Source organism: Ferrovibrio terrae, assembly GCF_007197755.1.
GTDB lineage: Bacteria > Pseudomonadota > Alphaproteobacteria > Ferrovibrionales > Ferrovibrionaceae > Ferrovibrio > Ferrovibrio terrae.
In genome coordinates this window covers 3,549,549-3,571,417 of the sequence record NZ_CP041636.1, presented here as the reverse complement: position 1 = coordinate 3,571,417, position 21,869 = coordinate 3,549,549, and the positions used below count along the sequence as shown (strand labels likewise).

The following is a 21,869-nucleotide window of genomic DNA, read 5'->3' as shown; positions in this document are numbered from 1 at the left end:
AGGAGAGACACGATGTCGCGTCGCCACGCAGCTGAAAAGCGCGAGATTCTGCCGGACCCGAAGTTCGGTGATCTCGTTCTCACCAAGTTCATGAACATGCTGATGTACGACGGCAAGAAGTCTGCCGCCGAAGCCATCATCTATGGCGCTCTGGACCGCATCAAGTCCAAGTCGGGCAACGATCCGGTCAAGATGTTCCACGATGCGCTGAACAACGTTCGCCCGCAGATCGAAGTCCGGTCGCGTCGCGTTGGCGGTGCTACCTACCAGGTGCCGGTGGAAGTGCGTCATGACCGTGGCCAGGCTCTCGCGATCCGTTGGCTGATCTCTGCTGCCCGTTCGCGCGGCGAGAACACCATGATTGATCGTCTGTCGGGCGAGTTGCTCGATGCCGCCAACAACCGCGGCGGTTCGGTGAAGAAGCGCGAAGACACCCATCGCATGGCGGAGGCCAACAAGGCCTTCTCCCACTACCGCTGGTAAGAAGCGGCTTAAGAGTTTTCGGAGATCGTCATGCCTCGCACTACTCCCTACGAGCGCTACCGCAATATCGGCATCATGGCCCACATCGATGCCGGCAAGACCACGACCACGGAGCGCGTGCTTTATTATACCGGCCGTTCGCACAAGATCGGCGAAGTCCATGATGGCGCTGCCACGATGGACTGGATGGAGCAGGAGCAGGAACGCGGCATCACGATCACGTCGGCCGCCACGACCTGCTTCTGGAACGATCACCGCATCAACATCATCGACACCCCCGGCCACGTCGACTTCACCATTGAAGTCGAGCGTTCGCTGCGCGTGCTCGACGGTGCGGTCTGCCTGTTCGACGGCGTTGCCGGCGTTGAGCCACAGTCGGAGACCGTGTGGCGCCAGGCCGACAAGTACGGCGTGCCGCGCATGTGCTTCGTCAACAAGCTCGACCGCATGGGCGCGAACTTCTTCCGCTGCGTCGACATGATCATTGACCGCCTGGGTGCCAAGCCGCTGGTGCTGACGCTGCCGATCGGCGCGGAAGCCGACTTCAAGGGCGTGGTCGACCTGGTGCGCAACCGCGCGATCATCTGGAAGGATGAGAGCCTGGGCGCTGAGTTCTTCTACGACGAGATTCCGGCCGATCTGAAGGAACAGGCTGCCGAGTGGCGCCAGAAGATGATCGACGTCGCCATCGAGATGGATGACGCGGCGCTGGAAGCCTATCTCGAGGGCAACGAGCCCGACGATAAGACCCTGACCGCCTGCATCCGCAAGGGCACCATTGCCGGCAAGTTCGTGCCCGTGCTGTGCGGCTCGGCCTTCAAGAACAAGGGCGTGCAGCCGCTGCTCGACGCCGTCATCGACTACCTGCCGTCGCCGGTCGACGTCGCGGGCGTCGAGGGCCTGAAGCCCGAGAGCAACGATAAGCTGATCCGCAAGACCTCGGACGACGAGCCGTTCTCGGGCCTCGCGTTCAAGATCATGAACGATCCCTTCGTCGGTTCGCTCACCTTCGTGCGCATCTACTCGGGCGTTCTGGAAGCCGGTTCGGGCGTCCTGAACACCGTGAAGGACAACCGCGAGCGTATCGGCCGCATGCTGCAGATGCATGCGAACACCCGCGAAGAAATCAAGGAAGCCCGTGCTGGCGACATCGTCGCGCTGGCCGGCCTGAAGAACACCACCACGGGCGACACGCTCTGCGATCCGAACCATCCGATCGTGCTCGAGCGCATGGAATTCCCCGAGCCGGTCATCGAAGTCGCGGTTGAGCCGAAGACCAAGAATGACCAGGAGAAGATGGGCCTCGCGCTCAATCGTCTCGCTGCCGAGGATCCGTCCTTCCGCGTGTCGGTCGACCATGAGAGCGGCCAGACCGTGATCAAGGGCATGGGCGAACTTCATCTTGAAATTCTCGTCGACCGTATGCGTCGCGAATTCAAGGTTGAAGCCAACGTCGGCGCGCCGCAGGTGGCGTACCGCGAGGCCCTGACCAAGAAGGCCGAAATCGACTACACCCATAAGAAGCAGTCGGGCGGTTCGGGCCAGTTCGCCCGCGTCAAGCTGCGCTTCGAGCCGCTGGAGCCCGGTCAGGGCGTGCAGTTCGAAAACGATGTCGTCGGCGGCAACGTGCCGAAGGAATACGTTCCGGCCGTTGAAAAGGGTATCCGCCAGATCGCCGCTTCGGGCGTGCTGGCCGGCTTCCCGGTCATCGACTTCAAGGTCACGCTGTATGACGGCGCCTACCACGACGTCGACTCCTCGGCGCTCGCCTTCGAAATCGCTGCTCGTGCGGCGTTCCGCGAAGTTGCGCCGAAGGCCGGGGCCAAGCTGCTCGAGCCGATCATGCGCGTCGAAGTCGTCGCGCCGGAAGAGTTCGTCGGCGACGTCATGGGCGACCTGTCGTCCCGCCGCGGTCAGCTGACCGGCACCGAACCGCGCGGCAACGCGCAGGTCATCAACGCCATGGTGCCGCTGGCCAACATGTTTGGCTACGTCAACAACCTGCGCTCGATGACCCAGGGCCGCGCGCAGTACACCATGACTTTCGATCACTACGCCCAGGTGCCGCAGAACGTGTCCGACGAGGTGCTGGCGAAGCTCGCCGGCTGATCTCACACACGAACGCGCATCACCGAACACGTCCGATCTAACGGAGAAGTAAAATGAGCAAGGCAAAGTTTGAGCGTAACAAGCCGCACTGCAACATTGGCACGATCGGCCACGTCGATCATGGCAAGACGTCTTTGACGGCTGCGATCACGAAGGTCCTTGCGGAGAGCGGCGGCGCGTCGTTCACGGCGTACGACCAGATCGACAAGGCGCCGGAAGAGAAGGCGCGCGGCATCACGATTTCGACGAGCCACGTCGAGTACGAGACCGCGAACCGCCACTATGCGCACGTCGACTGCCCCGGCCACGCCGACTATGTGAAGAACATGATCACCGGCGCCGCGCAGATGGACGGCGCGATCCTGGTGGTGTCGGCCGCTGACGGCCCGATGCCGCAGACGCGCGAGCACATCCTGCTGGCCCGCCAGGTTGGCGTGCCGTCGCTGGTGGTGTTCATGAACAAGTGCGACATGGTGGACGACGCCGAACTGCTCGACCTGGTCGAGCTGGAAGTGCGCGAGCTGCTGTCGAAGTACGATTTCCCGGGCGATGACATTCCGATCGTGCGCGGTTCGGCGCTGGCGGCGCTGGAAGACAGCAACAAGGAACTGGGCCACGACGCGATCCTGAAGCTGATGGCTGAAGTTGATCGCTACATCCCGCAGCCGGAGCGTCCGAAGGACAAGCCGTTCCTGATGCCGGTGGAAGACGTGTTCTCGATCTCGGGCCGCGGCACGGTTGTGACCGGTCGCGTTGAGCGCGGCATCGTGAAGGTCGGTGAGGAAGTCGAGATCGTCGGCCTGAAGGCCACGGTGAAGACGACCGTGACCGGCGTTGAAATGTTCCGCAAGCTGCTGGACAGCGGCGAGGCGGGCGACAACATCGGCGCGCTGCTGCGCGGCGTGCAGCGTGAGGACGTCGAGCGCGGCCAGGTTCTGGCCAAGCCGGGTTCGATCACTCCGCACACCAAGTTCACGGCCGAAGCCTACATCCTGACCAAGGAAGAGGGCGGTCGCCACACCCCGTTCTTCACCAACTACCGCCCGCAGTTCTACTTCCGCACCACCGACGTGACCGGTGTGGTGTCGCTGCCGGCCGGTGTCGAGATGGTGATGCCGGGCGACAACGTCTCGATGGAAGTCGAGCTGATTGCCCCGATCGCCATGGATGAAGGCCTGCGCTTCGCGATCCGCGAAGGCGGCCGCACCGTCGGCGCCGGCGTCGTCGCCAAGATCGTCGCGTAAGTCTCGAGCGTCAGACAGGACACAGGACAATGGATAGTCAGAATATCCGCATCCGCCTCAAGGCGTTCGATCATCGGGTGCTCGATCAGAGCACCAGCGAGATCGTGTCGACCGCGAAGCGCACTGGTGCGCGCGTGCGTGGCCCGATCCCGCTGCCGACCCATATCGAACGCTTCACCGTGAATCGCTCGCCGCACGTCGACAAGAAGTCGCGCGAGCAGTTCGAGATCCGCACCCATAAGCGGCTCCTGGACATTGTGGACCCGACCCCGCAGACGGTGGACGCGCTGATGAAGCTCGACCTCGCCGCCGGCGTGGACGTCGAGATCAAGCTGTAAGGAACTGGACCGATGCGGACCGGATTGGTTGCACGCAAGCTGGGGATGACCCGGCTGTTCTCGGAGGACGGCACACACGTGCCCGTCACCGTGCTGAAGGTGGACAATTTGCAGGTGGTGCAGCAGCGCACTGCCGAGAAGGATGGCTACACGGCCCTCCAGCTCGGCGTCGACACCATCAAGCCGAAGAATGTCACCAAGGCCCTGCGCGGCCACTTCGCCAAGGCGAATGTCGAACCCAAGCGCAAGCTTGTCGAGTTCCGCGTTGCGGCCGACGCGATGGTGGAAGTCGGCGCCGAACTGTCGGTGGAGCATTTCATTGTCGGCCAGTTTGTCGACGTGACCGGCACCACGATCGGTAAGGGCTTTGCCGGTGTCATGAAGCGGCACAATTTCCGTGGTCTGGAAGCCAGCCACGGCGTGTCGGTCAGCCATCGTTCGCATGGTTCGACGGGTCAGCGCCAGGATCCGGGCAAGGTGTTCAAGGGCAAGAAGATGGCCGGCCATATGGGCGACCGTCAGCGCACCCAGCAGAACCTGCAGATCGTGCGTACGGACGCTGATCGCGGCCTGATCATGGTCAAGGGCAGCATTCCGGGCTCAGAGGGTCAGTATGTGGTGGTTCGCGATGCGGTGAAGAAGCCGCGCGCCAAGGACCTGCCGATGCCGGCCGCTCTCAAGGCCGCCAAGTAAGGGTATAGGATCATGGCCGATAAAATCGAAATCGCCGTGACGACGCTGGAGAACAAGGACTCGGGCAAGCTCACGCTGTCCAAGGACGTGTTCGGTCTGCCGCCGCGTGCGGACCTCCTGCAGCGTTATGTCATCTGGCAGCTTGCGAAGCGCCAGCAAGGCACTCACAAGACCAAGACCTATGGCGAAGTTGCCGGTTCGACCCGCAAGATCGTCAAGCAGAAGGGCTCGGGCGGCGCCCGCCACGGCGGCATCCGCGCTCCGCAGTTCCGCGGTGGTGGTAAGGCTTTCGGCCCGGTGCCGCGCAGCCATGCCATCGACCTGCCGAAGAAGGTCCGCAAGCTGGCGCTGAAGACCGCGCTGTCGACCAAGCTGGCCGAAGGCAAGCTGAAGATCGTCGACGCCGCCACGCTGACCGTCGGCAAGACCAAGGACCTCGCCAGCAAGCTGAAGGGCATGGGCCTGGAGAGCGCGCTGGTCATCGACGGCAACGTGCTGGACGAAAATTTCGCCCGCGCCATCCGTGCGATCCACAACGTCGACGTTCTGCCGGAGCAGGGCGCCAACGTTTACGACATCCTGCGCCGTGACACCCTGGTTCTGACCAAGGCCGCGGTCGAGGCTCTGGAGGCTCGCCTGAAATGAGCAACGTGAACCACTACGATGTGATCCTCTCGCCGGTGATCACCGAAAAGGCGACCCGTACTTCCGAGTACAACCAGGTCACCTTCAAGGTGCCGCTGACCGCGACCAAGCCGCAGATCAAGGCCGCCGTTGAGGCGCTGTTCAAGGTCAAGGTGACGGCGGTCAACACCCTGCGCAGCAAGGGTAAAGTGAAACTGTTTCGTGGCGAGCCGGGCAAGCGCTCGGATTGGAAGAAGGCGATGGTCACCCTCGCCGACGGCCACAAGATCGACGTGACGACGGGGATCTAAGCCATGGCGTTGAAGACTTATAAGCCGGTTACGCCGTCGACCCGCGGCCTCGTGCTCATTGACCGTTCGCAGCTCCACAAGGGCCGCCCGGTCAAGGAGCTCACCGAGGGCCTGAAGAAGACTGGTGGCCGCAATCATTTCGGTCGCATCACGACCCGTCACATCGGTGGTGGCCACAAGCGCCGCTACCGCATGATCGACTTCAAGCGCCGCAAGTTCGATATCAGCGCTGTTGTCGAGCGGATCGAGTATGACCCGAACCGCACCGCGTTCATCGCGCTCATCAAGTATGATGACGGTGAGCTCGCCTACATCATCGCCCCGCAGCGCCTGAAGGCCGGCGACCGCGTGGTGTCGGGCGAGAAGGCCGACATCAAGCCTGGCAATGCGATGCCGCTGAAGTCCATTCCGGTCGGCACCATCATCCACAATGTGGAGATGAAGCCGGGCAAGGGTGGCCAGATGGCCCGTTCGGCCGGCAGCTTCGTGCAGCTGGTCGGCAAGGATCAGGGCATGGCCCTGGTACGCCTGGCCTCGGGTGAGCAGCGTCTGGTGCAGGCCGAGTGCATGGCCACCATCGGCGCGGTGTCCAACCCGGACAACCAGAACACCAAGCTGGGCAAGGCTGGCCGCAAGCGCTGGATGGGCATCCGCCCGACCGTTCGTGGTGTTGCCATGAACCCGATCGACCATCCGCATGGTGGTGGTGAAGGTCGTACCTCTGGTGGCCGCCATCCGGTGACCCCGTGGGGCAAGAACACCAAGGGTAAGCGCACGCGTAACAACAAGCGGACGCAGAATATGATTCTGCGCCGTCGCCCGCCGGGCAAGCATAGCTGAACGGGCTAGGAGGTCGATCGTGACACGTTCTGTCTGGAAGGGCCCGTTCGTTGACGGGTATCTGCTGAAGAAGGCCGACAAGGTCGCAACGTCGGGCCGCAAAGAGGTCATTAAGACCTGGTCGCGCCGCTCGACGATCATGCCGCAGTTTGTTGGCCTGACTTTTGGCGTTCACAACGGCAACAAGTTCATCCCGGTGAACGTGACCGAGGATATGGTCGGGCATAAGTTTGGCGAGTTCTCGCCGACCCGCACCTTCCCCGGCCACACCGCTGGCGACAAGAAGGCGAAGAAGTAACCATGAGCAAGCAGGCGCGCGAAACCCGCCTCGGCGAGAACGAGGCCATGGCCGTGGGGCGCAACATCCGTGTTAGCCCCCGGAAGCTCGGTGTGGTGGCTGGTCTGATCCGCGGCAAGCGGGTCGAGACTGCCCTGTCCGAACTCACCTTCTCCAAGCGTCGTATCGCCCAGGACGTCCGCAAGGTCCTCCAGTCGGCGATCGCCAATGCCGAGAACAACCATCAGCTCGACGTCGACCGTCTGGTCGTCGCCGAAGCCAGCGTCGGCAAGGGCCTGGTGATGCGGCGTTTCCACGCCCGCGCCCGTGGCCGCGGCGCGCCGATCCTGAAGCCGTTCAGCCACCTCACCATCGTGGTGCGCGAGCGCGAGGAAGAGAAGAAAGCTCCGGCCAAGGCCGCTAAGTCGAAGGGTGCCAAGTCGGCCCCGAAGGCGAAGACGGCTGAAGCGCAGAGCGGGGAGCAGGCGTAATGGGTCAGAAAGTCAATCCGATCGGGCTTCGTCTCGGCATCAACCGTACGTGGGATTCCCGCTGGTACTCCAGCGACAAGGAATACGCCGGCCTGCTGCATGAAGACCTGAAGATCCGTGCGTATCTGGAAAAGCGCCTGGCCCAGGCCGGTGTTGCCCGCATCGTGATCGAGCGCCCGGCCAAGAAGGCCCGCATCACCATCCACTCGGCTCGTCCGGGCGTGGTGATCGGCAAGAAGGGCGCCGACATCGAGAAGCTGCGTTCTGACCTGGCCAAGATGACCAAGTCGGAAGTGCACCTGAATATCGTCGAAATCCGCAAGCCGGAGCTCGATGCCAAGCTGGTCGCCGAGAATATCGCCCAGCAGCTGGAGCGCCGCGTGGCCTTCCGCCGTGCGATGAAGCGCGCCGTGCAGTCGGCGATGCGTCTGGGTGCCGGTGGCATCCGCATCACCTGCAGCGGTCGTCTCGGCGGTGCCGAAATCGCCCGCGTCGAGTGGTATCGCGAAGGCCGCGTGCCTCTGCATACCCTGCGCGCCGATGTCGATTTCGCGCGCAGCACTGCCAAGACTGCTTATGGCAGCTGCGGCGTGAAGGTTTGGGTGTTCAAGGGCGAGATCATGGCTCATGACCCGATGGCTCAGGACAAGCGTATGGCTGAACAGAGCCAGGGTCCGAGCCACCAGGGCGGCCGTCAGGGTTGAGCCGGGAGTAACGAGACATGTTGCAACCGAAGCGTACTAAATTCCGCAAGGCCTTTAAGGGCCGCATCCATGGCGTGGCCAAGGGTGGTACTGATCTCAATTTCGGCGCCTTCGGCCTGAAGGCCCTGGAGCCGGCGCGCGTCACTGCCCGCCAGATTGAGGCCTGCCGCCGTGCGATCACCCGTCACATCAAGCGCCAGGGTCGTATGTGGATCCGCGTGTTCCCCGATGTGCCGGTGTCTAAGAAGCCGGCCGAAGTCCGCATGGGTTCCGGTAAGGGCTCGCCCGAATTGTGGGTGGCCCGCGTGAAGCCCGGCCGCATCATGTTCGAACTCGACGGCATCCCGGCGAATCTCGCCAAGGAAGCCTTCCTGCTCGGCGCGGCCAAGCTGCCGATCAAGACCAAGGTCGTCACCCGCCTGGGTGAGGGAGCGTAAGCCATGAAGAGCAATGAACTGGTCGGTAAGACCAAGGACGAGCTGAACACCAAGCTTGTCGACCTGAAGAAAGAGCAGTTCAACCTGCGCTTCCAGAAGGCGACCGGTCAGCTGGAAAACACCGCGCGCGTGAAGCAAGTGCGTCGCGACGTCGCCCGAGTGCGCACCGCCCTGCATAAGCAGGCCGGCGCGAAGAAGGCGTAAGGAGAGAAAAGATGCCGAAGCGCGTATTGCAGGGCGTCGTGGTGAGCAACAAGGGTAACAAGACCATTGTTGTGAAGGTCGAGCGCCGCATCATGGACCCGGTGTACAAGAAGTTCATTCGCCGTTCGAAGAATTACCATGCCCATGACGAGAACAATTCTCGGAAAGAGGGCGAGGTCGTGTCGATTCAGGAATCGAAGCCGATATCCAAGCTGAAACGCTGGATCGTCATCGAAACCGTTTCCTGAACCGCACCAAGATAGTTTAGCGAGGTACAGGTCCAATGATCCAAGTGGAAACCAATCTCGACGTCGCCGATAATTCGGGCGCACGCCGAGTCCAGTGCATCAAGGTGCTGGGTGGCGCGAAGCGCCGGACGGCCCAGGTCGGCGATGTCATCGTCGTCTCCGTCAAGGACGCGATCCCGCGCGGCAAGGTCAAGAAGGGTGACGTGCATCGCGCCGTCATCGTTCGCACGGCGAAGGAAATCCGCCGCGCCGATGGCAGCGCCATCCGCTTCGACCGCAATGCCGCCGTCCTGATCAACAAGCAGGAAGAGCCGATCGGCACCCGTATCTTCGGGCCGGTCACCCGCGAGCTGCGCGGCAAGGGCCATATGAAGATCATTTCGCTGGCGCCGGAGGTTCTGTAAGCCATGGCCGAAGCTATGAAGATCAAGAAGGGCGACAAGGTCGTCGTGATCACCGGCCGCTCGAAGGGCGCCACCGGTGAGGTGCTGAGCGTGAGCCGCGAGTCATCGCGCGTGACCGTCTCGGGCGCCAACAAGGTGACCAAGCATGTCAAGCCGACCCGCACGGGTGCGGGTGGCATTGAGCAGCGCGAAGCCCCGCTGCATGTTTCCAACGTGATGCTGGCCGATCCTAAGGACGGCAAGCCGACCCGCGTTGGTGTGAAGACTCTCGATGACGGCCGGAAGGTGCGCTTTGCCAAGCGCTCCGGCGAAGTCATCGACCGCTGATGGAGGCTGATGTGGCCAATCCGCGCATGAAAGACATTTACGAACAGCAGGTCCGCAAGCAGCTGACCGAGAAGTTCGGCTACAAGAACGCCATGGAAGTGCCGAAGATCACCAAGATCGTCGTCAACATGGGCGTGGGCGAAGCTGCCCAGGACTCCAAGAAGATCACGGCCGCCGCTGCCGAGATGGCTGCGATCACCGGCCAGAAGCCGATCCTGACCAAGTCCCGCAAGGCGATCGCGAACTTCAAGCTGCGTGAAAATCAGCCGGTCGGCTGCAAGGTCACGCTGCGTCGCGAGCACATGTACGAGTTCCTGGATCGCCTGATCAACATCGCCCTGCCGCGCGTGCGCGACTTCCGTGGTGTGAACGGCAAGAGCTTCGACGGCCGCGGCAACTATGCCCTGGGTCTGAAGGAGCAGTTCATCTTCCCGGAAATCGACTACGACAAGGTCGATTCTGCCCGCGGCATGGACATCATCATCTGCACCACGGCGAAGACGGACGAGGAAGCCAAGGCCCTGCTGGCCGGTTTCCGCATGCCGTTCACGAACTGAGCCGAAAAGGGACACCCGATATGGCAAAGACCAGTTCCATCGAAAAGAACGAACGTCGTCGCAGGATGTCGGTTCAGTTCGCCGCCAAGCGCGCGAAGCTGAAGGCGACTATCAAGAACAAGACCATCACCCCGGAAGAGCGTTTCGAGGCGGCCCTCAAGCTGGCCGAACTGCCGCGCAATTCCGCAAAGATCCGTGTGCGCAACCGTTGCGAACTGACCGGCCGTCCGCGCGCCGTTTATCGCAAGCTGAAACTGTCGCGCAACATGCTGCGTGAACTGGCCTCGAGCGGCCAGATCCCCGGCATGACCAAGTCGAGCTGGTAAGGAGAGCAACAGATGGCTCTGACCGATCCCCTGGGCGATATGCTTGCCCGTATTCGTAACGGGCAGCAGGCGGGTAAGGCGGCAATCGCTTCCCCGGCTTCGAAGCTGCGTATGAACGTGCTCGAAGTGCTCAAGAAGGAAGGCTATATCCGCGGCTACGAAGTCGTGGAAGATGGCAACAAGCGCAACCTGCGCATCGAGCTGAAGTATTTCGAGGGCGAGCCGGTCATCAAGACCATCGACCGCGTCTCGAAGCCCGGCCGTCGCGTGTATTCGGCAATCAAGGACCTCGGCAAGGTGCGTGGCGGTCTCGGGATTTCGATCCTGTCCACCCCGCGCGGCGTGATGTCCGACACTGAGGCTCGCTCCGCCAATGTCGGCGGCGAAGTCCTCTGCCGCGTGTTCTAAGGAGCTGATCATGTCGCGTATCGGCAAACATCCGGTCCCGGTGCCTCAGGGCGTGCAGGTCCAGTTGGCCGGCCAGACCCTGACCGCCAAGGGCCCGAAGGGCGAGCTCAAGCTCACCATCGTGGAAGACCTGGACGTCACTCTGGCTGACGGCAAGATCACCGTGAAGCCGCGTCAGGTTACCCGTCGTGCCCGCTCCATGTGGGGCATGCAGCGCACGCTGGTGAACAACCTGGTCAAGGGCGTCAAGGACGGTTACAGCGAAGAGCTGGAAATCAACGGCGTCGGTCTGCGTGCGGCGATGCAGGGCAAGAACCTGCAGCTGAACATGGGCTTCAGCCACGAAGTGATCTATCCGATCCCGGCCGGCATCGAAATCAAGGTGGAAAAGCCCACCTCGATCAAGATCTCGGGTGCGGACAAGCAGTTGGTCGGCAAGGTCGCCGCGGACATCCGCAGCGTGAAGCCGCCGGAGCCCTACAAGGGCAAGGGCATCAAGTATGCCTCCGAGACCATCCTGCGCAAGGAAGGCAAGAAGAAGTAAGGGATGCCGCTATGAGCATGAAAACCCGCCTGAACGCTCTCAACGAGCGCCGCAAGCAGCGCAACCGCACCAAGATCGTTGCCGCCGCACATGGTCGTCCGCGTCTGAGCGTGCATCGCTCCTCGCGCTACATTTACGCCCAGGTCATCGACGACGTGAAGGGTGTGACTGTTGCTGCTGCCTCGTCTCTGGAAGCTGGCCTGCGCGGCTCGCTGAAGACCGGTGCCGACAGCAAGGCCGCCTCCGAAGTTGGCAAGCTGATTGCCGAGCGCGCGAAGGCCGCCGGCATCACCGATGTCACCTTCGACCGTGGCGCCTATCTCTATCACGGCCGCATCAAGGCGCTCGCAGACGCGGCGCGTGAAGCTGGTCTGAAATTCTAAGAAAGGTTTGGGTACAATGGCTGCTACTCAACGGGGTGAACGGGGCGATCGGGAACGTGGCGACCGCGGTGGTGACCGCGATCGTGGCGACGATCTCGTCGACAAGCTGGTCAGCATCAATCGCGTCGCGAAGGTGGTGAAGGGCGGTCGTCGCTTCGGTTTCGCCGCTCTCGTCGTCGTTGGCGATCAGAAGGGCCGCGTCGGTTATGGTTCGGGCAAGGCTCGTGAAGTGCCGGAAGCGATCCGCAAGGCAACTGAACATGCCAAGCGCAACATGATCCGCGTCAATCTGCGCGAAGGCCGCACGCTGCATCACGACATCGAGGGCCGTCATGGCGCCGGTAAGGTCTTGCTGCGTACGGCTCCGGCCGGTACCGGCATCATCGCCGGTGGCCCGATGCGCGCCGTGTTCGAGACGCTGGGCGTCGCCGACGTGGTGACCAAGTCGCTCGGTTCGTCGAACCCGCATAACATGGTGAAGGCGACCTTCGAGGCTCTCAAGGGCCTGAATGCGCCGCGCCATATTGCGTCCAAGCGCGGCAAGAAGGTTTCCGACCTGCTCGGCCGCAAGTCCGAGACTGAGGAGTAAGCCCCATGGCTGCTGCGAAGAAGAAAGCCGCCAAGGCGGCCGGCAAGACCGTGAAGGTCACCTGGATCCGTTCGGCCAACAAGCGCACTGCTGATCAGCAGGGCACGCTGGTCGGTCTGGGTCTGCGCAAGCTGCATCAGACCCGCGAACTCGAGGATACACCCTCGGTGCGCGGCATGATCGCCAAGGTGCAGCACCTGGTGCAGGTCGAAGGCTAAGGATCACAGGACTGGCTTCAGGCCGGTCCGAGCGGAAGGGTTAGAACAATGCGTCTCAATCAGATTGCCGACAACGAGGGCGCCCGCAAGAATCGTATGCGCGTCGGTCGCGGCATCGGTTCCGGCAAGGGTAAGACCTCAGGCCGTGGCGTGAAGGGTCAGAAGGCCCGTACCGGCGTCAGCATCAAGGGCTTTGAAGGCGGTCAGACTCCGATCTATCGTCGTCTGCCGAAGCGTGGCTTCAATCCGCTGAACCCGGTCCATTTCGAGACCGTGAACATCGGCCGCCTGCAGTCGGCGATCGACAAGAAGAAGATCGATGCCTCGCAGCCGATCGACGAAGCGGCGCTGAAGGCTGCTGGCCTGTGCTCACGCAAGGCCGGCGGCGTGCGTCTGCTCGGCACCGGTGAGCTGAAGGCCAAGGTGACCATCACCGTCAGCGGTGCCTCGGGCACTGCGAAGGCGGCAGTCGAGAAGGCTGGCGGCAGCATCACCGTGCTGGTCGCTCCGAAGGCGGAAGCCGAGCCGAAGGCCGAGAAGAAGGCCAAGGCGAAGGGCAAGAAGAAGTAAGTCAGACCTTTCAGGTCTCAGCGACGGGGCTTTGGCCCCGTCGCCAGTTTTCAGGTTCACGCGGTCGGATTTAGGGCTCGTATATGGCATCGGCAGCGGAACGCATGGCAGGCAGCCTCAACCTCGGGGCGTTCTCCAAAGCGACCGAATTGAAGAAGCGCATCTGGTTTACGATCGGCGCCCTGATCGTTTACCGGCTCGGTACCTATATTCCCCTGCCAGGTATCGACCCGCAGATCATGGCTGACATCTTCCGCCAGCAGGCTGGCGGCATTCTCGGCATGTTCAATGTGTTCGCGGGTGGCGCGCTTGAGCGCATGACCATCTTCGCGCTCAATATCATGCCGTATATCTCGGCCTCCATCATCGTGCAGCTTCTGACCGCGGTCACGCCGCAGCTCGAAGCGCTGAAGAAGGAAGGCGAGGCGGGCCGCAAGAAGCTCAATCAATATACCCGTTACGGCACGGTCTTCCTGGCCCTCATCCAGTCCTACGGCATTGCGGTCGGCCTTGAAGGCATGACTGGCAGCCGCGGCGGCGCCGTGATGGATCCGGGCATGTTCTTCCGCCTCACCACCGTGGTCACGCTGACCGGCGGCACGCTGTTCCTGATGTGGCTGGGCGAGCAGATCACCCAGCGCGGCGTCGGCCAGGGCATCTCGCTGATCATCTTCGCCGGCATCATCGCGGAACTGCCGCGCGCGCTGGCTGCCACGCTCGAACTCGGCCGCACCGGCGCCATCAGCACCTTCTTCATCCTGTTCCTGCTGGTGCTGATTGTCGCCGTCATCACCTTCATCGTCTTCATGGAGCGCGCCCAGCGCCGCATCCTGGTGCAATATCCCAAGCGACAGCAGGGCGCCCGCATGTTCGGCGGCGAGAGCTCGCATCTGCCGCTGAAGCTGAACACCTCGGGCGTGATTCCGCCGATCTTCGCGTCGTCCCTGCTGCTGATGCCGGCGACCGTCGCGCAGTTCACCGCCAGCTCCGGCGCGCCTGGCTGGGTCACCACGGTCACGACCATGCTCGGTCATGGCCAGCCGCTCTATATGGTGACTTATGTCGCATTGATCGTGTTCTTCTGCTTCTTCTATACCTCGGTGGTGTTCAATCCGAACGAGACGGCCGACAATCTGAAGAAGTACGGCGGTTTCGTGCCGGGCATCCGCCCGGGCCAGCGTACGGCGGAGTATTTCGATTACGTGCTGACCCGTCTGACCGTGGTTGGTGCTGCCTACATCGCCGGCGTCTGCTTGTTGCCTGAATTCCTGATTTCCCAGTACTCGGTCCCGTTCTATTTCGGTGGTACCTCGTTGCTGATCGTGGTCAGCGTGACCATGGATACCGTCGCCCAGATCCAGTCGCATCTGCTGGCACACCAGTATGAGGGCCTCATCAAGAAGGCCAAACTGAGGGGAGCGCGCAAATAATGAGGCTGATCCTGCTCGGACCGCCGGGTGCCGGCAAAGGCACCCAGGCCCAGCGCCTGACCGCCCAGCATGGCCTGGTGCAGCTTTCGACCGGTGACATGCTGCGTGCCGCCGTCAAGGCCGGCACCGCCATCGGCCTGAAGGCCAAGGCGATCATGGACAGCGGCGCTCTGGTCTCGGACGAGATCGTGGTCGGCATCATCGCCGACCGCATCGATCAGCCGGATTGCCGCAAGGGTTTCATCCTGGACGGCTTCCCGCGCACCACCAAGCAGGCCGAAGCGCTCGACAAGATGCTGGCGGAGCGCAAGCTCAAGCTGGACGCCGTGATCGAGATGCAGGTGAACGACTCCATTCTGGTTGAGCGTATCACCGGCCGATTCACCTGCGCCAAGTGCGGCGCGGGCTACCATGACAAGTTTCAGCCGACCAAGCAGCCGGGCGTATGTGACCGCTGCGGCTCGACCGAGTTCACCCGCCGGGCGGACGACAAGGCCGAGACCGTGGTTCCCCGGCTCAAGGCCTACCACGAGCAGACGGCACCGCTTCTCCCGTATTACGAGGGGCGGGGCATCCTGCGGAGGGTCGACGGGATGGCTGAAATCGACGATGTAACGCGCCAGATCGAGGACGTTTTAGCCTCGCTTTGAGTGCCTTTAAGTAGTTGACTGAGTAGAGGAAGTTTCTATAATCGCGCCCCTTGGCAACGGGCGCGAGCGACAATTGAGGCTGCGGATCCCGACGTAAGTCTATGACTTCGTTGGGTTTGCTCATGTCTCATCGGTGCCAAGGTGAACGCTCCGGCAAGGTCGGAGCGGGTGATTCGAGGAGAAGAACGTGGCGCGTATCGCTGGCGTGAATATTCCGACCAATAAGCGGGTCGAGATCGCACTGACCTACATCTACGGCATTGGCCGGGTGAAGGCGAAACAGATTTGCGAAAAGGTGGGCCTTCCGACGGAGCGCCGCGTCAATCAGCTGACTGACGCCGAAGTGCTGCAGATCCGCGAAGCCATCGATCGTGACTACAAGGTCGAAGGTGACCTGCGTCGCGAGATCGCCATGGACATCAAGCGTCTGATGGATCTGGGCTGCTACCGTGGCCTGCGTCACCGCAAGGGCCTGCCGGTTCGCGGTCAGCGTACCCATACCAACGCCCGCACCCGCAAGGGCAAGGCGGTCGCCATCGCCGGCAAGAAGAAGGCCGCGCGCTAAACCGTTAGCCCCCGTTTTAAGGACTGCAGGATACTCATGGTCAAGGACAAGGCCGCGCGCCCTCGGCGCAAGGAAAAGAAGAACATCACCTCTGCCGTTGCGCATGTGAATGCTTCGTTCAACAACACGATGATCACCATCACCGACGCGCAGGGCAACACCATTGCCTGGTCGTCGGCTGGTAGCCAGGGCTTCAAGGGTTCGCGCAAGTCGACCCCGTATGCCGCTCAGGTCGCCGCCGATACCGCTGGTCGTCGTGCTGCCGAGCATGGCGTGCGTACCCTCGAGGTTGAGGTGAAGGGCCCGGGTTCGGGTCGCGAATCCGCGTTGCGCGCTCTGCAGGCCGTCGGCTTCGTCATCACCAGCATTCGCGATGTCACGCCGATCCCGCACAACGGCTGCCGTCCGCCGAAGCGCCGCCGCATCTAAACGGTCCGCGCCGGATTTAGGTCCGGCGCAGAAAAGAACATGAGGCCGGCCGCCGTCAGCGCGGCCGTTGCCGCACCCGAGGTGGTCTAGGCGGAGTTCCGCACCCGCCGCAACCGAACGAGGTTACAGGTGATCCAGAAGAATTGGACCGATCTGATTAAGCCGAACAAGCTGGTAATTGAGCCGGGCGCTGTGCCGGGCCGGACTGCCACTATTGTTGCCGAACCGCTGGAGCGTGGTTTTGGTCTGACGCTGGGCAACGCGCTGCGTCGCGTGCTGCTGTCGTCGCTGCAGGGCGCTGCCGTCACGTCGATCAAGATCGACGGCGTGCTGCATGAATTCTCGTCCATTCCGGGCGTGCGTGAAGACGTCACCGACATCGTGCTGAACATCAAGTCGATGGCACTGAAGATGCACGGCGAAGGCCCGAAGCGCATGCATCTGAATGCGCAGGGTCCGGTCGAAGTGACCGCCAAGATGATCGAGACCGGCCATGACATCGAAGTCATGGATCCGAATCACGTGCTCTGCACCCTGGACGCCGGCGCCAGCATCCGCATGGAGCTGACCGTCGAGACCGGCAAGGGCTACGTGCCGGCTTCGGCCAATCGTCCTGAAGATGCGCCGATCGGCCTGATCCCGGTCGATGCGCTGTACAGCCCGGTGCGCAAGGTCTCCTACAAGGTCGAGAACACCCGCGAGGGCCAGATTCTCGACTATGACAAGCTGACCATGCAGATGGAGACCAATGGCGCGATCAAGCCGGATGACGCGCTGGCTTATGCCGCCCGCATCCTGCAGGACCAGCTGCAGCTCTTCATCAACTTCGAAGAGCCGAAGGCGGAAAGCCGTGAGAAGATTGCCAGCGAGCCGGAGTTCAATCCGAACCTGCTGCGCCGCGTCGACGAGCTCGAGCTCTCGGTGCGTTCGGCCAACTGCCTGAAGAACGACAACATCGTCTACATCGGTGATCTGATCCAGAAGACCGAAGCAGAGATGCTGCGCACGCCGAATTTCGGCCGCAAGTCGCTCAATGAGATCAAGGAAGTTCTGGCTCAGATGGGTCTGCATCTCGGTATGCATGTCCCCAACTGGCCGCCGGAGAATATCGAGGAACTGGCGAAGAAGCTGCAGGATCAGTACTGATCCTGTCCGCCTAAAGGAAGATCGAGGAGAGTCTCATGCGTCACCGCAATGCCGGCCGCAAACTGAATAAGTCCAGCGCACATCGTCGCGCCATGTTTGGCAACATGGTTGCCTCGCTGATCAAGCACGAGCAGATCACGACCACGCTGCCGAAAGCCAAGGAGCTGAAGCCGCTGATCGACAAGCTGATTACGCTCGGCAAGCGCGGCGATCTGCATGCTCGCCGTCAGGCGCTCTCCTTCATCCCGGAGAAGTCGGCTGTCGACAAGCTGTTCTCGACGCTGAACCAGCGTTATGCCTCGCGCAACGGTGGCTACAGCCGTGTGCTGAAGGCCGGCTTCCGCTATGGCGACGCCGCTCCGATGGCCGTGGTTGAACTGGTCGATCGGGACGTTTCCGCCAAGGGCCAGGATTCGGGCCCGGTGGCTGAAGCGACCGAGGAAGCGGCGGCCTGATCGGCTGACGCATACACTATCAGAAGCGGCGGTCCGGTTTCCGGGCCGCCGTTTTCTTTTTGGGGTCAGTCCTGCTCGGCTTCCGGCGTGAAAACGACGCCAGACAGCAGCATCTCGACCCGGCTGTGCCCGAGTGGCAGGATCAGCGACTGGTGATCGACGTAACCGTCGTTGACCAGGCCGCGGCGGCGGATCAGGGCCGGCTTGCCGCTGTCGATTACCTCGAGATAGGTCTGCTGGGCCATCGCGGCGAGTTCCGGCCAGGGATGCTGGTCGAGATATTTGCCGGTCATGTCGAAACCCTGGCGCTGCACGATGGCGGTGCCGAACAGGCGATAGCGGAAACGCAGCGGGCTGAGTTCGATATCGACCAGGATCAGGTGGCCGATGATGAAGCGCAGTTCCAGGGGATCGATATCCTCACGCCCCGGATAGGGGCGGTCGCCGCGCTTGACCTCCCAATAGGCCTGCAGTTGCTGCAGGATCGGCTTGTCGAGTTTCATGGGCAGGCAGAATGGGGGGAAGCTGTGAATACCGCGTTAACCCTCTGTCGACCGGCAGCCAGCCATTGAAAAGCCGATACCAAGCCCCCTATGTAAATCAAACCATGGCGCAATTCTCTGTCCGGACTGTTCTCAAACTGGCGTTGGCCGCAGTGTTGGCCGCATTGCCGGTCGTCGCTGTCGCCCAGACGGCACAGACCCGGCTGCCGGCCAGCCGGACCGAAATCCAGCTGAGTTTCGCACCGCTGGTTCAGCGCGCCGCGCCGGCCGTGGTCAACGTCTACAGCCGCCGGGTCGAGCGGGTGGCGTCGCCCTTCGCCGACGATCCTTTCTTCCGGCGCTTCTTTGGCAACCAGTCGCCGTTCGGGATGCCGCGCGAGCGCATCGCGCAGTCGCTTGGCTCTGGCGTGATCGTCGAAGCCGAGGGCGTCATCGTCACCAACAACCATGTGATCGAGGGCGCCACCGAGATCGTGGTGGCGCTCAGCGACCGGCGCGAATTCGAGGCGCGCGTGATCGCAGCCGATCCGCGTTCCGACCTTGCTGTGCTGCGCATCGATACACGCGGCGAAACCCTGCCGTATCTCGAATTCCGCGACTCCGACGAATTGCAGGTCGGCGATCTGGTGCTGGCCATCGGCAATCCCTTCGGCGTCGGCCAGACCGTGACGCAGGGCATTATCTCAGCGGTCGGCCGTGCGATCTCCGATGACATGACGGCGCAGTCCTTCATCCAGACCGATGCGGCGATCAATCCCGGCAATTCCGGCGGCGCGCTGCTGGGCATGGATGGCAAGCTGGTCGGCATCAACACGGCGATCTTCTCGCGCTCCGGCGGCTCCATCGGCATCGGCTTTGCCATTCCGGCCAACCTCGTCTCGTCCACCGTGGCGAGCGCCATGGCCGGGAAGGGGATCAAGCGGCCCTGGTTCGGCGCCAACGGCGAAGCCGTCACCAGCGAAATCGCGCAGGGCCTGGGCATGGCGCGGCCCAACGGCGTGCTGGTCGGCGAAGTCTGGCGTGGCGGTCCGGCTGATCGCGCCGGGCTGAAAGCGGGCGATGTGGTGCTGGCCATCGATGGCCGCGAGGTCAACGATCCGCAGGCCCTGCGCTTCCGTATTGCGACGCGCAAGCTGGGCGACACGGCAGCACTCGATGTGCTGCGGCGCGGCCAGCGCGTGAACCTGCAGATTGCCCTGCAGGATGCGCCCGAAACACCGGCGCGCAATCTGACCCAACTCAGCGGCAACCAGCCGCTCGCCGGCGCGACGGTCGGTAACCTGTCGCCGGCCTTCGCCGACGAGCTCGGCATCGACATGCTGGAACGCGGTGTGATCGTCACCGAGATCGCACCCGGATCGCCTGCCGCCCGGCTGCGAATCCGCACCGGTGATATTGTCGTCAAGATCAATGACCGCGACGTGGAAGATGTGCGTTCGCTGCAGAGCCTGCTGCGCGGCAGCAATCAGTGGGTCGTGACCCTGCGACGCAACAAACAGGTGCTGACCTTCACGGTGCGGAGCTGAGCATGGCGAAGCGCGATGCAGTGGGTGGCACGGGAGAAAGCCTGTTCGCGGCTGCCGGCATGGAAGCCGCCGGGCCGTTGGCCGACCGTCTGCGACCAAAAACACTGGCCGACGTGATCGGCCAGGATCACCTGCTGCAGGGCGAGGGGCCGCTCGCCCGCATGGTACAGGCAAAAAAACTTTCCAGCCTGATCCTGTGGGGCCCGCCGGGCACCGGAAAGACCTCGATCGCGCGGCTGCTGGCGGATGCAACCGGCCTCGAATTCGCGCCGCTGTCAGCGGTGTTCTCGGGCGTGGCCGATCTGCGCAAGGTGTTCGAGGCCGCGCGCGAGCGCCGCGCGCTGGGCCAGCGCACGCTGCTGTTCGTCGATGAAATCCATCGCTTCAACCGTGCGCAACAGGATGGCTTCCTGCCCTATGTCGAAGACGGCACCGTGGTCCTGGTCGGCGCCACCACAGAGAATCCCAGCTTCGCGCTGAACTCGGCGCTGCTGTCGCGGGCGTCCGTCGTCGTGCTGCACCGGCTGGATGACGAGGCGCAGGAAAAGCTGCTGTCGCGCGCCGAAGCCATCGAACGCCCGTTGCCGCTCACACCGGAAGCGCGCGCCGCATTGCGTGCCATGGCCGATGGTGACGGCCGCTATCTGCTCAATATGGCCGAACAGATCTATACCCTGCCGCCGGAGACCGAGCCGCTTGATTCTGCAAGGCTCGCAGAAACATTACAAAAGCGCGCACCGATCTACGACAAGAGTCAGGATGAGCATTACAACCTGATCTCGGCCTTGCACAAATCGCTACGCGGCTCCGATGTCGATGCGGCGCTGTACTGGATGGCGCGTATGCTGGTCGGCGGCGAGGATCCGCTTTACATCGTGCGTCGCCTGGTGCGTTTCGCCGCCGAGGATATCGGCATGGCCGATCCGAATGCCCTGCTGCAGGCGCTCGCCGCCAAGGACATGTACGATTTCCTCGGATCGCCGGAAGGCGAGCTCGGCCTGGTGCAGGCGGTGATCTATCTCGGCACCGCGCCGAAATCGAATGCGGCCTACAAGGCCGAGAAGGGCGCCAAGCGTGCGGCGCGCGAGCATGGGTCGCTGGCGCCGCCGATGCATATCCTGAACGCGCCGACCAAGATGATGAAGGAGCTTGGCTACAGCGCCGGCTATGCCTACGACCACGACGCTGCCGACGGCTTCTCGGGCCAGAACTACTTCCCCGATGGGATGGACCGGCAGCATTTCTACCGCCCGGTGGAGCGCGGCTTTGAGCGCGACATCATTAAAAGGCTGGATTACTGGCAGAAGCTGCGCAGTCGTCGCCAGGATGAAGAGGACTGACGCGGTCCTGCAGCCAGCGTTGCGTTAACCAAGTCCTAACGCTGACCGTACTATAAATTTGATGTAAATTGCGGGTATGCCGTCACCTTCGAGCAGACCGCCCGCACATTCCTTCATGGAGCGCTTTTCCGTGCTGCAGCGCATGGGTTTTCTCGGTGTGATCGCTCTCCTGCTGCTGGCAGGCGCGGGGGTCTACACCTTTTTTCTGGCGACGCCGAAGGAAAAGGCCTTCTACACGCCGGGCGTTGTGCCGAGCCGGGACGACTGCTTCTACGGCAAGCTGGCCCAGTTCAAGAACGTCACCCGCCAGATACTGTTCGCTGCCGCCCAGGAATGCGAGATCGAGGTCCAGTCGGTCGAAGGGCATGAGCAGCGCCGCCAGGAATGGATGGAGCGGCAGGCCGAACGCGAACGCCAGCGCGCCCTCAACCCGGACCCCGCTCCGGTCGCGGACGAACCCAAGGAAAAGGACACCCTGCGCCGCGTCTGGCGCTGA

At 62.7% G+C, this 21,869-nt stretch carries 33 protein-coding genes and 1 pseudogene; 33 read left to right on the top strand and 1 reads right to left on the bottom strand.

Annotation, left to right across the window (positions count from 1 at the left end; all coding sequences use genetic code 11):
- Nucleotides 1-12 precede the first annotated feature (12 nt).
- The 30 genes and pseudogenes from rpsG (at nt 13) to rplQ (ending at nt 18,004) form a co-directional block, all read left to right on the top strand.
- Nucleotides 13-483, top strand: a complete 471-nt coding sequence (gene rpsG / locus FNB15_RS17475; RefSeq protein WP_144257945.1) for a 30S ribosomal protein S7 — start codon at nt 13-15, stop codon at nt 481-483.
- 30 nt (nt 484-513) lie between these two features.
- Complete coding sequence (gene fusA, locus FNB15_RS17470) at nt 514-2,592, top strand: elongation factor G (protein ID WP_144257944.1); 2,079 nt, start codon at nt 514-516, stop codon at nt 2,590-2,592.
- Nucleotides 2,593-2,645: 53 nt separating this feature from the next.
- Nucleotides 2,646-3,836, top strand: coding sequence for an elongation factor Tu (tuf, locus tag FNB15_RS17465; RefSeq protein ID WP_144069569.1), 1,191 nt, complete (start codon nt 2,646-2,648; stop codon nt 3,834-3,836).
- A gap of 29 nt (nt 3,837-3,865) precedes the next feature.
- Complete coding sequence (gene rpsJ / locus FNB15_RS17460; protein ID WP_144257943.1) at nt 3,866-4,174, top strand: 30S ribosomal protein S10; 309 nt, start codon at nt 3,866-3,868, stop codon at nt 4,172-4,174.
- 12 nt (nt 4,175-4,186) lie between these two features.
- Nucleotides 4,187-4,867, top strand: coding sequence for a 50S ribosomal protein L3 (gene rplC, locus FNB15_RS17455; protein ID WP_144257942.1), 681 nt, complete (start codon nt 4,187-4,189; stop codon nt 4,865-4,867).
- A 24-nt stretch (nt 4,868-4,891) separates the two neighbouring features.
- Nucleotides 4,892-5,512, top strand: coding sequence for a 50S ribosomal protein L4 (rplD, locus tag FNB15_RS17450; protein WP_144258811.1), 621 nt, complete (start codon nt 4,892-4,894; stop codon nt 5,510-5,512).
- Complete coding sequence (locus FNB15_RS17445) at nt 5,509-5,802, top strand: 50S ribosomal protein L23 (RefSeq protein ID WP_144257941.1); 294 nt, start codon at nt 5,509-5,511, stop codon at nt 5,800-5,802. Before rplD ends, FNB15_RS17445 begins: the two co-directional genes overlap by 4 nt.
- Before the next feature lie 3 nt (nt 5,803-5,805).
- On the top strand, nt 5,806-6,642 hold the full coding sequence (gene rplB, locus FNB15_RS17440) for a 50S ribosomal protein L2 (RefSeq protein WP_144257940.1): 837 nt from the start codon (nt 5,806-5,808) through the stop codon (nt 6,640-6,642).
- A gap of 19 nt (nt 6,643-6,661) precedes the next feature.
- Entirely contained in the window at nt 6,662-6,940 is a 279-nt protein-coding gene (gene rpsS / locus FNB15_RS17435) for a 30S ribosomal protein S19 (protein ID WP_144257939.1), read from the top strand.
- A gap of 2 nt (nt 6,941-6,942) precedes the next feature.
- Nucleotides 6,943-7,314 (top strand): annotated as a pseudogene (gene rplV, locus FNB15_RS17430) (50S ribosomal protein L22); the annotation flags it as partial.
- 95 nt (nt 7,315-7,409) lie between these two features.
- Entirely contained in the window at nt 7,410-8,114 is a 705-nt protein-coding gene (gene rpsC / locus FNB15_RS17425; protein WP_144257937.1) for a 30S ribosomal protein S3, read from the top strand.
- 17 nt (nt 8,115-8,131) lie between these two features.
- Entirely contained in the window at nt 8,132-8,551 is a 420-nt protein-coding gene (gene rplP, locus FNB15_RS17420; protein ID WP_144257936.1) for a 50S ribosomal protein L16, read from the top strand.
- A gap of 3 nt (nt 8,552-8,554) precedes the next feature.
- A complete protein-coding gene (gene rpmC, locus FNB15_RS17415) occupies nt 8,555-8,755 on the top strand; it encodes a 50S ribosomal protein L29 (protein WP_144257935.1) in 201 nt (66 codons plus the stop codon).
- An 11-nt stretch (nt 8,756-8,766) separates the two neighbouring features.
- Complete coding sequence (gene rpsQ, locus FNB15_RS17410; protein ID WP_144257934.1) at nt 8,767-9,003, top strand: 30S ribosomal protein S17; 237 nt, start codon at nt 8,767-8,769, stop codon at nt 9,001-9,003.
- Between the two features lie 35 nt (nt 9,004-9,038).
- A complete protein-coding gene (gene rplN, locus FNB15_RS17405; protein ID WP_144257933.1) occupies nt 9,039-9,407 on the top strand; it encodes a 50S ribosomal protein L14 in 369 nt (122 codons plus the stop codon).
- A 3-nt stretch (nt 9,408-9,410) separates the two neighbouring features.
- Nucleotides 9,411-9,734: a 50S ribosomal protein L24 gene (rplX, locus tag FNB15_RS17400; protein WP_221932672.1), complete on the top strand. Its 324-nt coding sequence runs from the start codon at nt 9,411-9,413 to the stop codon at nt 9,732-9,734.
- Nucleotides 9,735-9,760: 26 nt separating this feature from the next.
- Nucleotides 9,761-10,291: a 50S ribosomal protein L5 gene (gene rplE / locus FNB15_RS17395; protein WP_425460318.1), complete on the top strand. Its 531-nt coding sequence runs from the start codon at nt 9,761-9,763 to the stop codon at nt 10,289-10,291.
- Between the two features lie 20 nt (nt 10,292-10,311).
- A complete protein-coding gene (gene rpsN / locus FNB15_RS17390; RefSeq protein WP_144257931.1) occupies nt 10,312-10,617 on the top strand; it encodes a 30S ribosomal protein S14 in 306 nt (101 codons plus the stop codon).
- Nucleotides 10,618-10,629: 12 nt separating this feature from the next.
- On the top strand, nt 10,630-11,025 hold the full coding sequence (gene rpsH, locus FNB15_RS17385; RefSeq protein ID WP_144257930.1) for a 30S ribosomal protein S8: 396 nt from the start codon (nt 10,630-10,632) through the stop codon (nt 11,023-11,025).
- Between the two features lie 10 nt (nt 11,026-11,035).
- Nucleotides 11,036-11,569, top strand: coding sequence for a 50S ribosomal protein L6 (rplF, locus tag FNB15_RS17380; RefSeq protein WP_144257929.1), 534 nt, complete (start codon nt 11,036-11,038; stop codon nt 11,567-11,569).
- 17 nt (nt 11,570-11,586) lie between these two features.
- Nucleotides 11,587-11,952: a 50S ribosomal protein L18 gene (gene rplR, locus FNB15_RS17375; RefSeq protein ID WP_144258809.1), complete on the top strand. Its 366-nt coding sequence runs from the start codon at nt 11,587-11,589 to the stop codon at nt 11,950-11,952.
- Between the two features lie 16 nt (nt 11,953-11,968).
- Nucleotides 11,969-12,541, top strand: a complete 573-nt coding sequence (gene rpsE / locus FNB15_RS17370; protein WP_144257928.1) for a 30S ribosomal protein S5 — start codon at nt 11,969-11,971, stop codon at nt 12,539-12,541.
- Nucleotides 12,542-12,546: 5 nt separating this feature from the next.
- Nucleotides 12,547-12,759 (top strand): 50S ribosomal protein L30, encoded by a 213-nt coding sequence (rpmD, locus tag FNB15_RS17365; protein WP_144257927.1) that lies wholly within the window; start codon nt 12,547-12,549, stop codon nt 12,757-12,759.
- A 48-nt stretch (nt 12,760-12,807) separates the two neighbouring features.
- On the top strand, nt 12,808-13,329 hold the full coding sequence (gene rplO, locus FNB15_RS17360; protein ID WP_144257926.1) for a 50S ribosomal protein L15: 522 nt from the start codon (nt 12,808-12,810) through the stop codon (nt 13,327-13,329).
- Nucleotides 13,330-13,412: 83 nt separating this feature from the next.
- Complete coding sequence (gene secY / locus FNB15_RS17355; RefSeq protein WP_144257925.1) at nt 13,413-14,759, top strand: preprotein translocase subunit SecY; 1,347 nt, start codon at nt 13,413-13,415, stop codon at nt 14,757-14,759.
- Entirely contained in the window at nt 14,759-15,409 is a 651-nt protein-coding gene (locus tag FNB15_RS17350; protein ID WP_144257924.1) for an adenylate kinase, read from the top strand. The genes secY and FNB15_RS17350 overlap by 1 nt, the downstream gene beginning before the upstream one ends.
- Before the next feature lie 187 nt (nt 15,410-15,596).
- Nucleotides 15,597-15,974 carry a 30S ribosomal protein S13 gene (rpsM, locus tag FNB15_RS17345; RefSeq protein ID WP_144257923.1) on the top strand — a complete coding sequence of 126 codons (378 nt, stop codon included), beginning with the start codon at nt 15,597-15,599 and terminating at the stop codon, nt 15,972-15,974.
- Between the two features lie 36 nt (nt 15,975-16,010).
- Complete coding sequence (gene rpsK, locus FNB15_RS17340; protein ID WP_144257922.1) at nt 16,011-16,403, top strand: 30S ribosomal protein S11; 393 nt, start codon at nt 16,011-16,013, stop codon at nt 16,401-16,403.
- A gap of 129 nt (nt 16,404-16,532) precedes the next feature.
- Nucleotides 16,533-17,549 carry a DNA-directed RNA polymerase subunit alpha gene (locus tag FNB15_RS17335; RefSeq protein ID WP_144257921.1) on the top strand — a complete coding sequence of 339 codons (1,017 nt, stop codon included), beginning with the start codon at nt 16,533-16,535 and terminating at the stop codon, nt 17,547-17,549.
- 35 nt (nt 17,550-17,584) lie between these two features.
- Entirely contained in the window at nt 17,585-18,004 is a 420-nt protein-coding gene (rplQ, locus tag FNB15_RS17330) for a 50S ribosomal protein L17 (RefSeq protein WP_144257920.1), read from the top strand.
- Nucleotides 18,005-18,069: 65 nt separating this feature from the next.
- On the opposite strand, the gene FNB15_RS17325 is transcribed toward rplQ, so the two are convergent.
- The gene (locus FNB15_RS17325; RefSeq protein WP_144257919.1) at nt 18,070-18,507 is read right to left on the bottom strand and encodes a PAS domain-containing protein; all 438 of its coding nucleotides are present in this window, start codon (nt 18,505-18,507) and stop codon (nt 18,070-18,072) included.
- A gap of 104 nt (nt 18,508-18,611) precedes the next feature.
- Between FNB15_RS17325 and FNB15_RS17320 the strand changes: the two genes are divergently transcribed.
- The 3 genes from FNB15_RS17320 to FNB15_RS17310 all read left to right on the top strand — a co-directional run bounded on the left by FNB15_RS17320 (nt 18,612) and on the right by FNB15_RS17310 (nt 21,869).
- Complete coding sequence (locus FNB15_RS17320; RefSeq protein WP_144257918.1) at nt 18,612-20,033, top strand: DegQ family serine endoprotease; 1,422 nt, start codon at nt 18,612-18,614, stop codon at nt 20,031-20,033.
- 2 nt (nt 20,034-20,035) lie between these two features.
- Nucleotides 20,036-21,373: a replication-associated recombination protein A gene (locus FNB15_RS17315; protein WP_144257917.1), complete on the top strand. Its 1,338-nt coding sequence runs from the start codon at nt 20,036-20,038 to the stop codon at nt 21,371-21,373.
- Between the two features lie 115 nt (nt 21,374-21,488).
- Nucleotides 21,489-21,869, top strand: a complete 381-nt coding sequence (locus FNB15_RS17310) for a hypothetical protein (protein WP_144257916.1) — start codon at nt 21,489-21,491, stop codon at nt 21,867-21,869.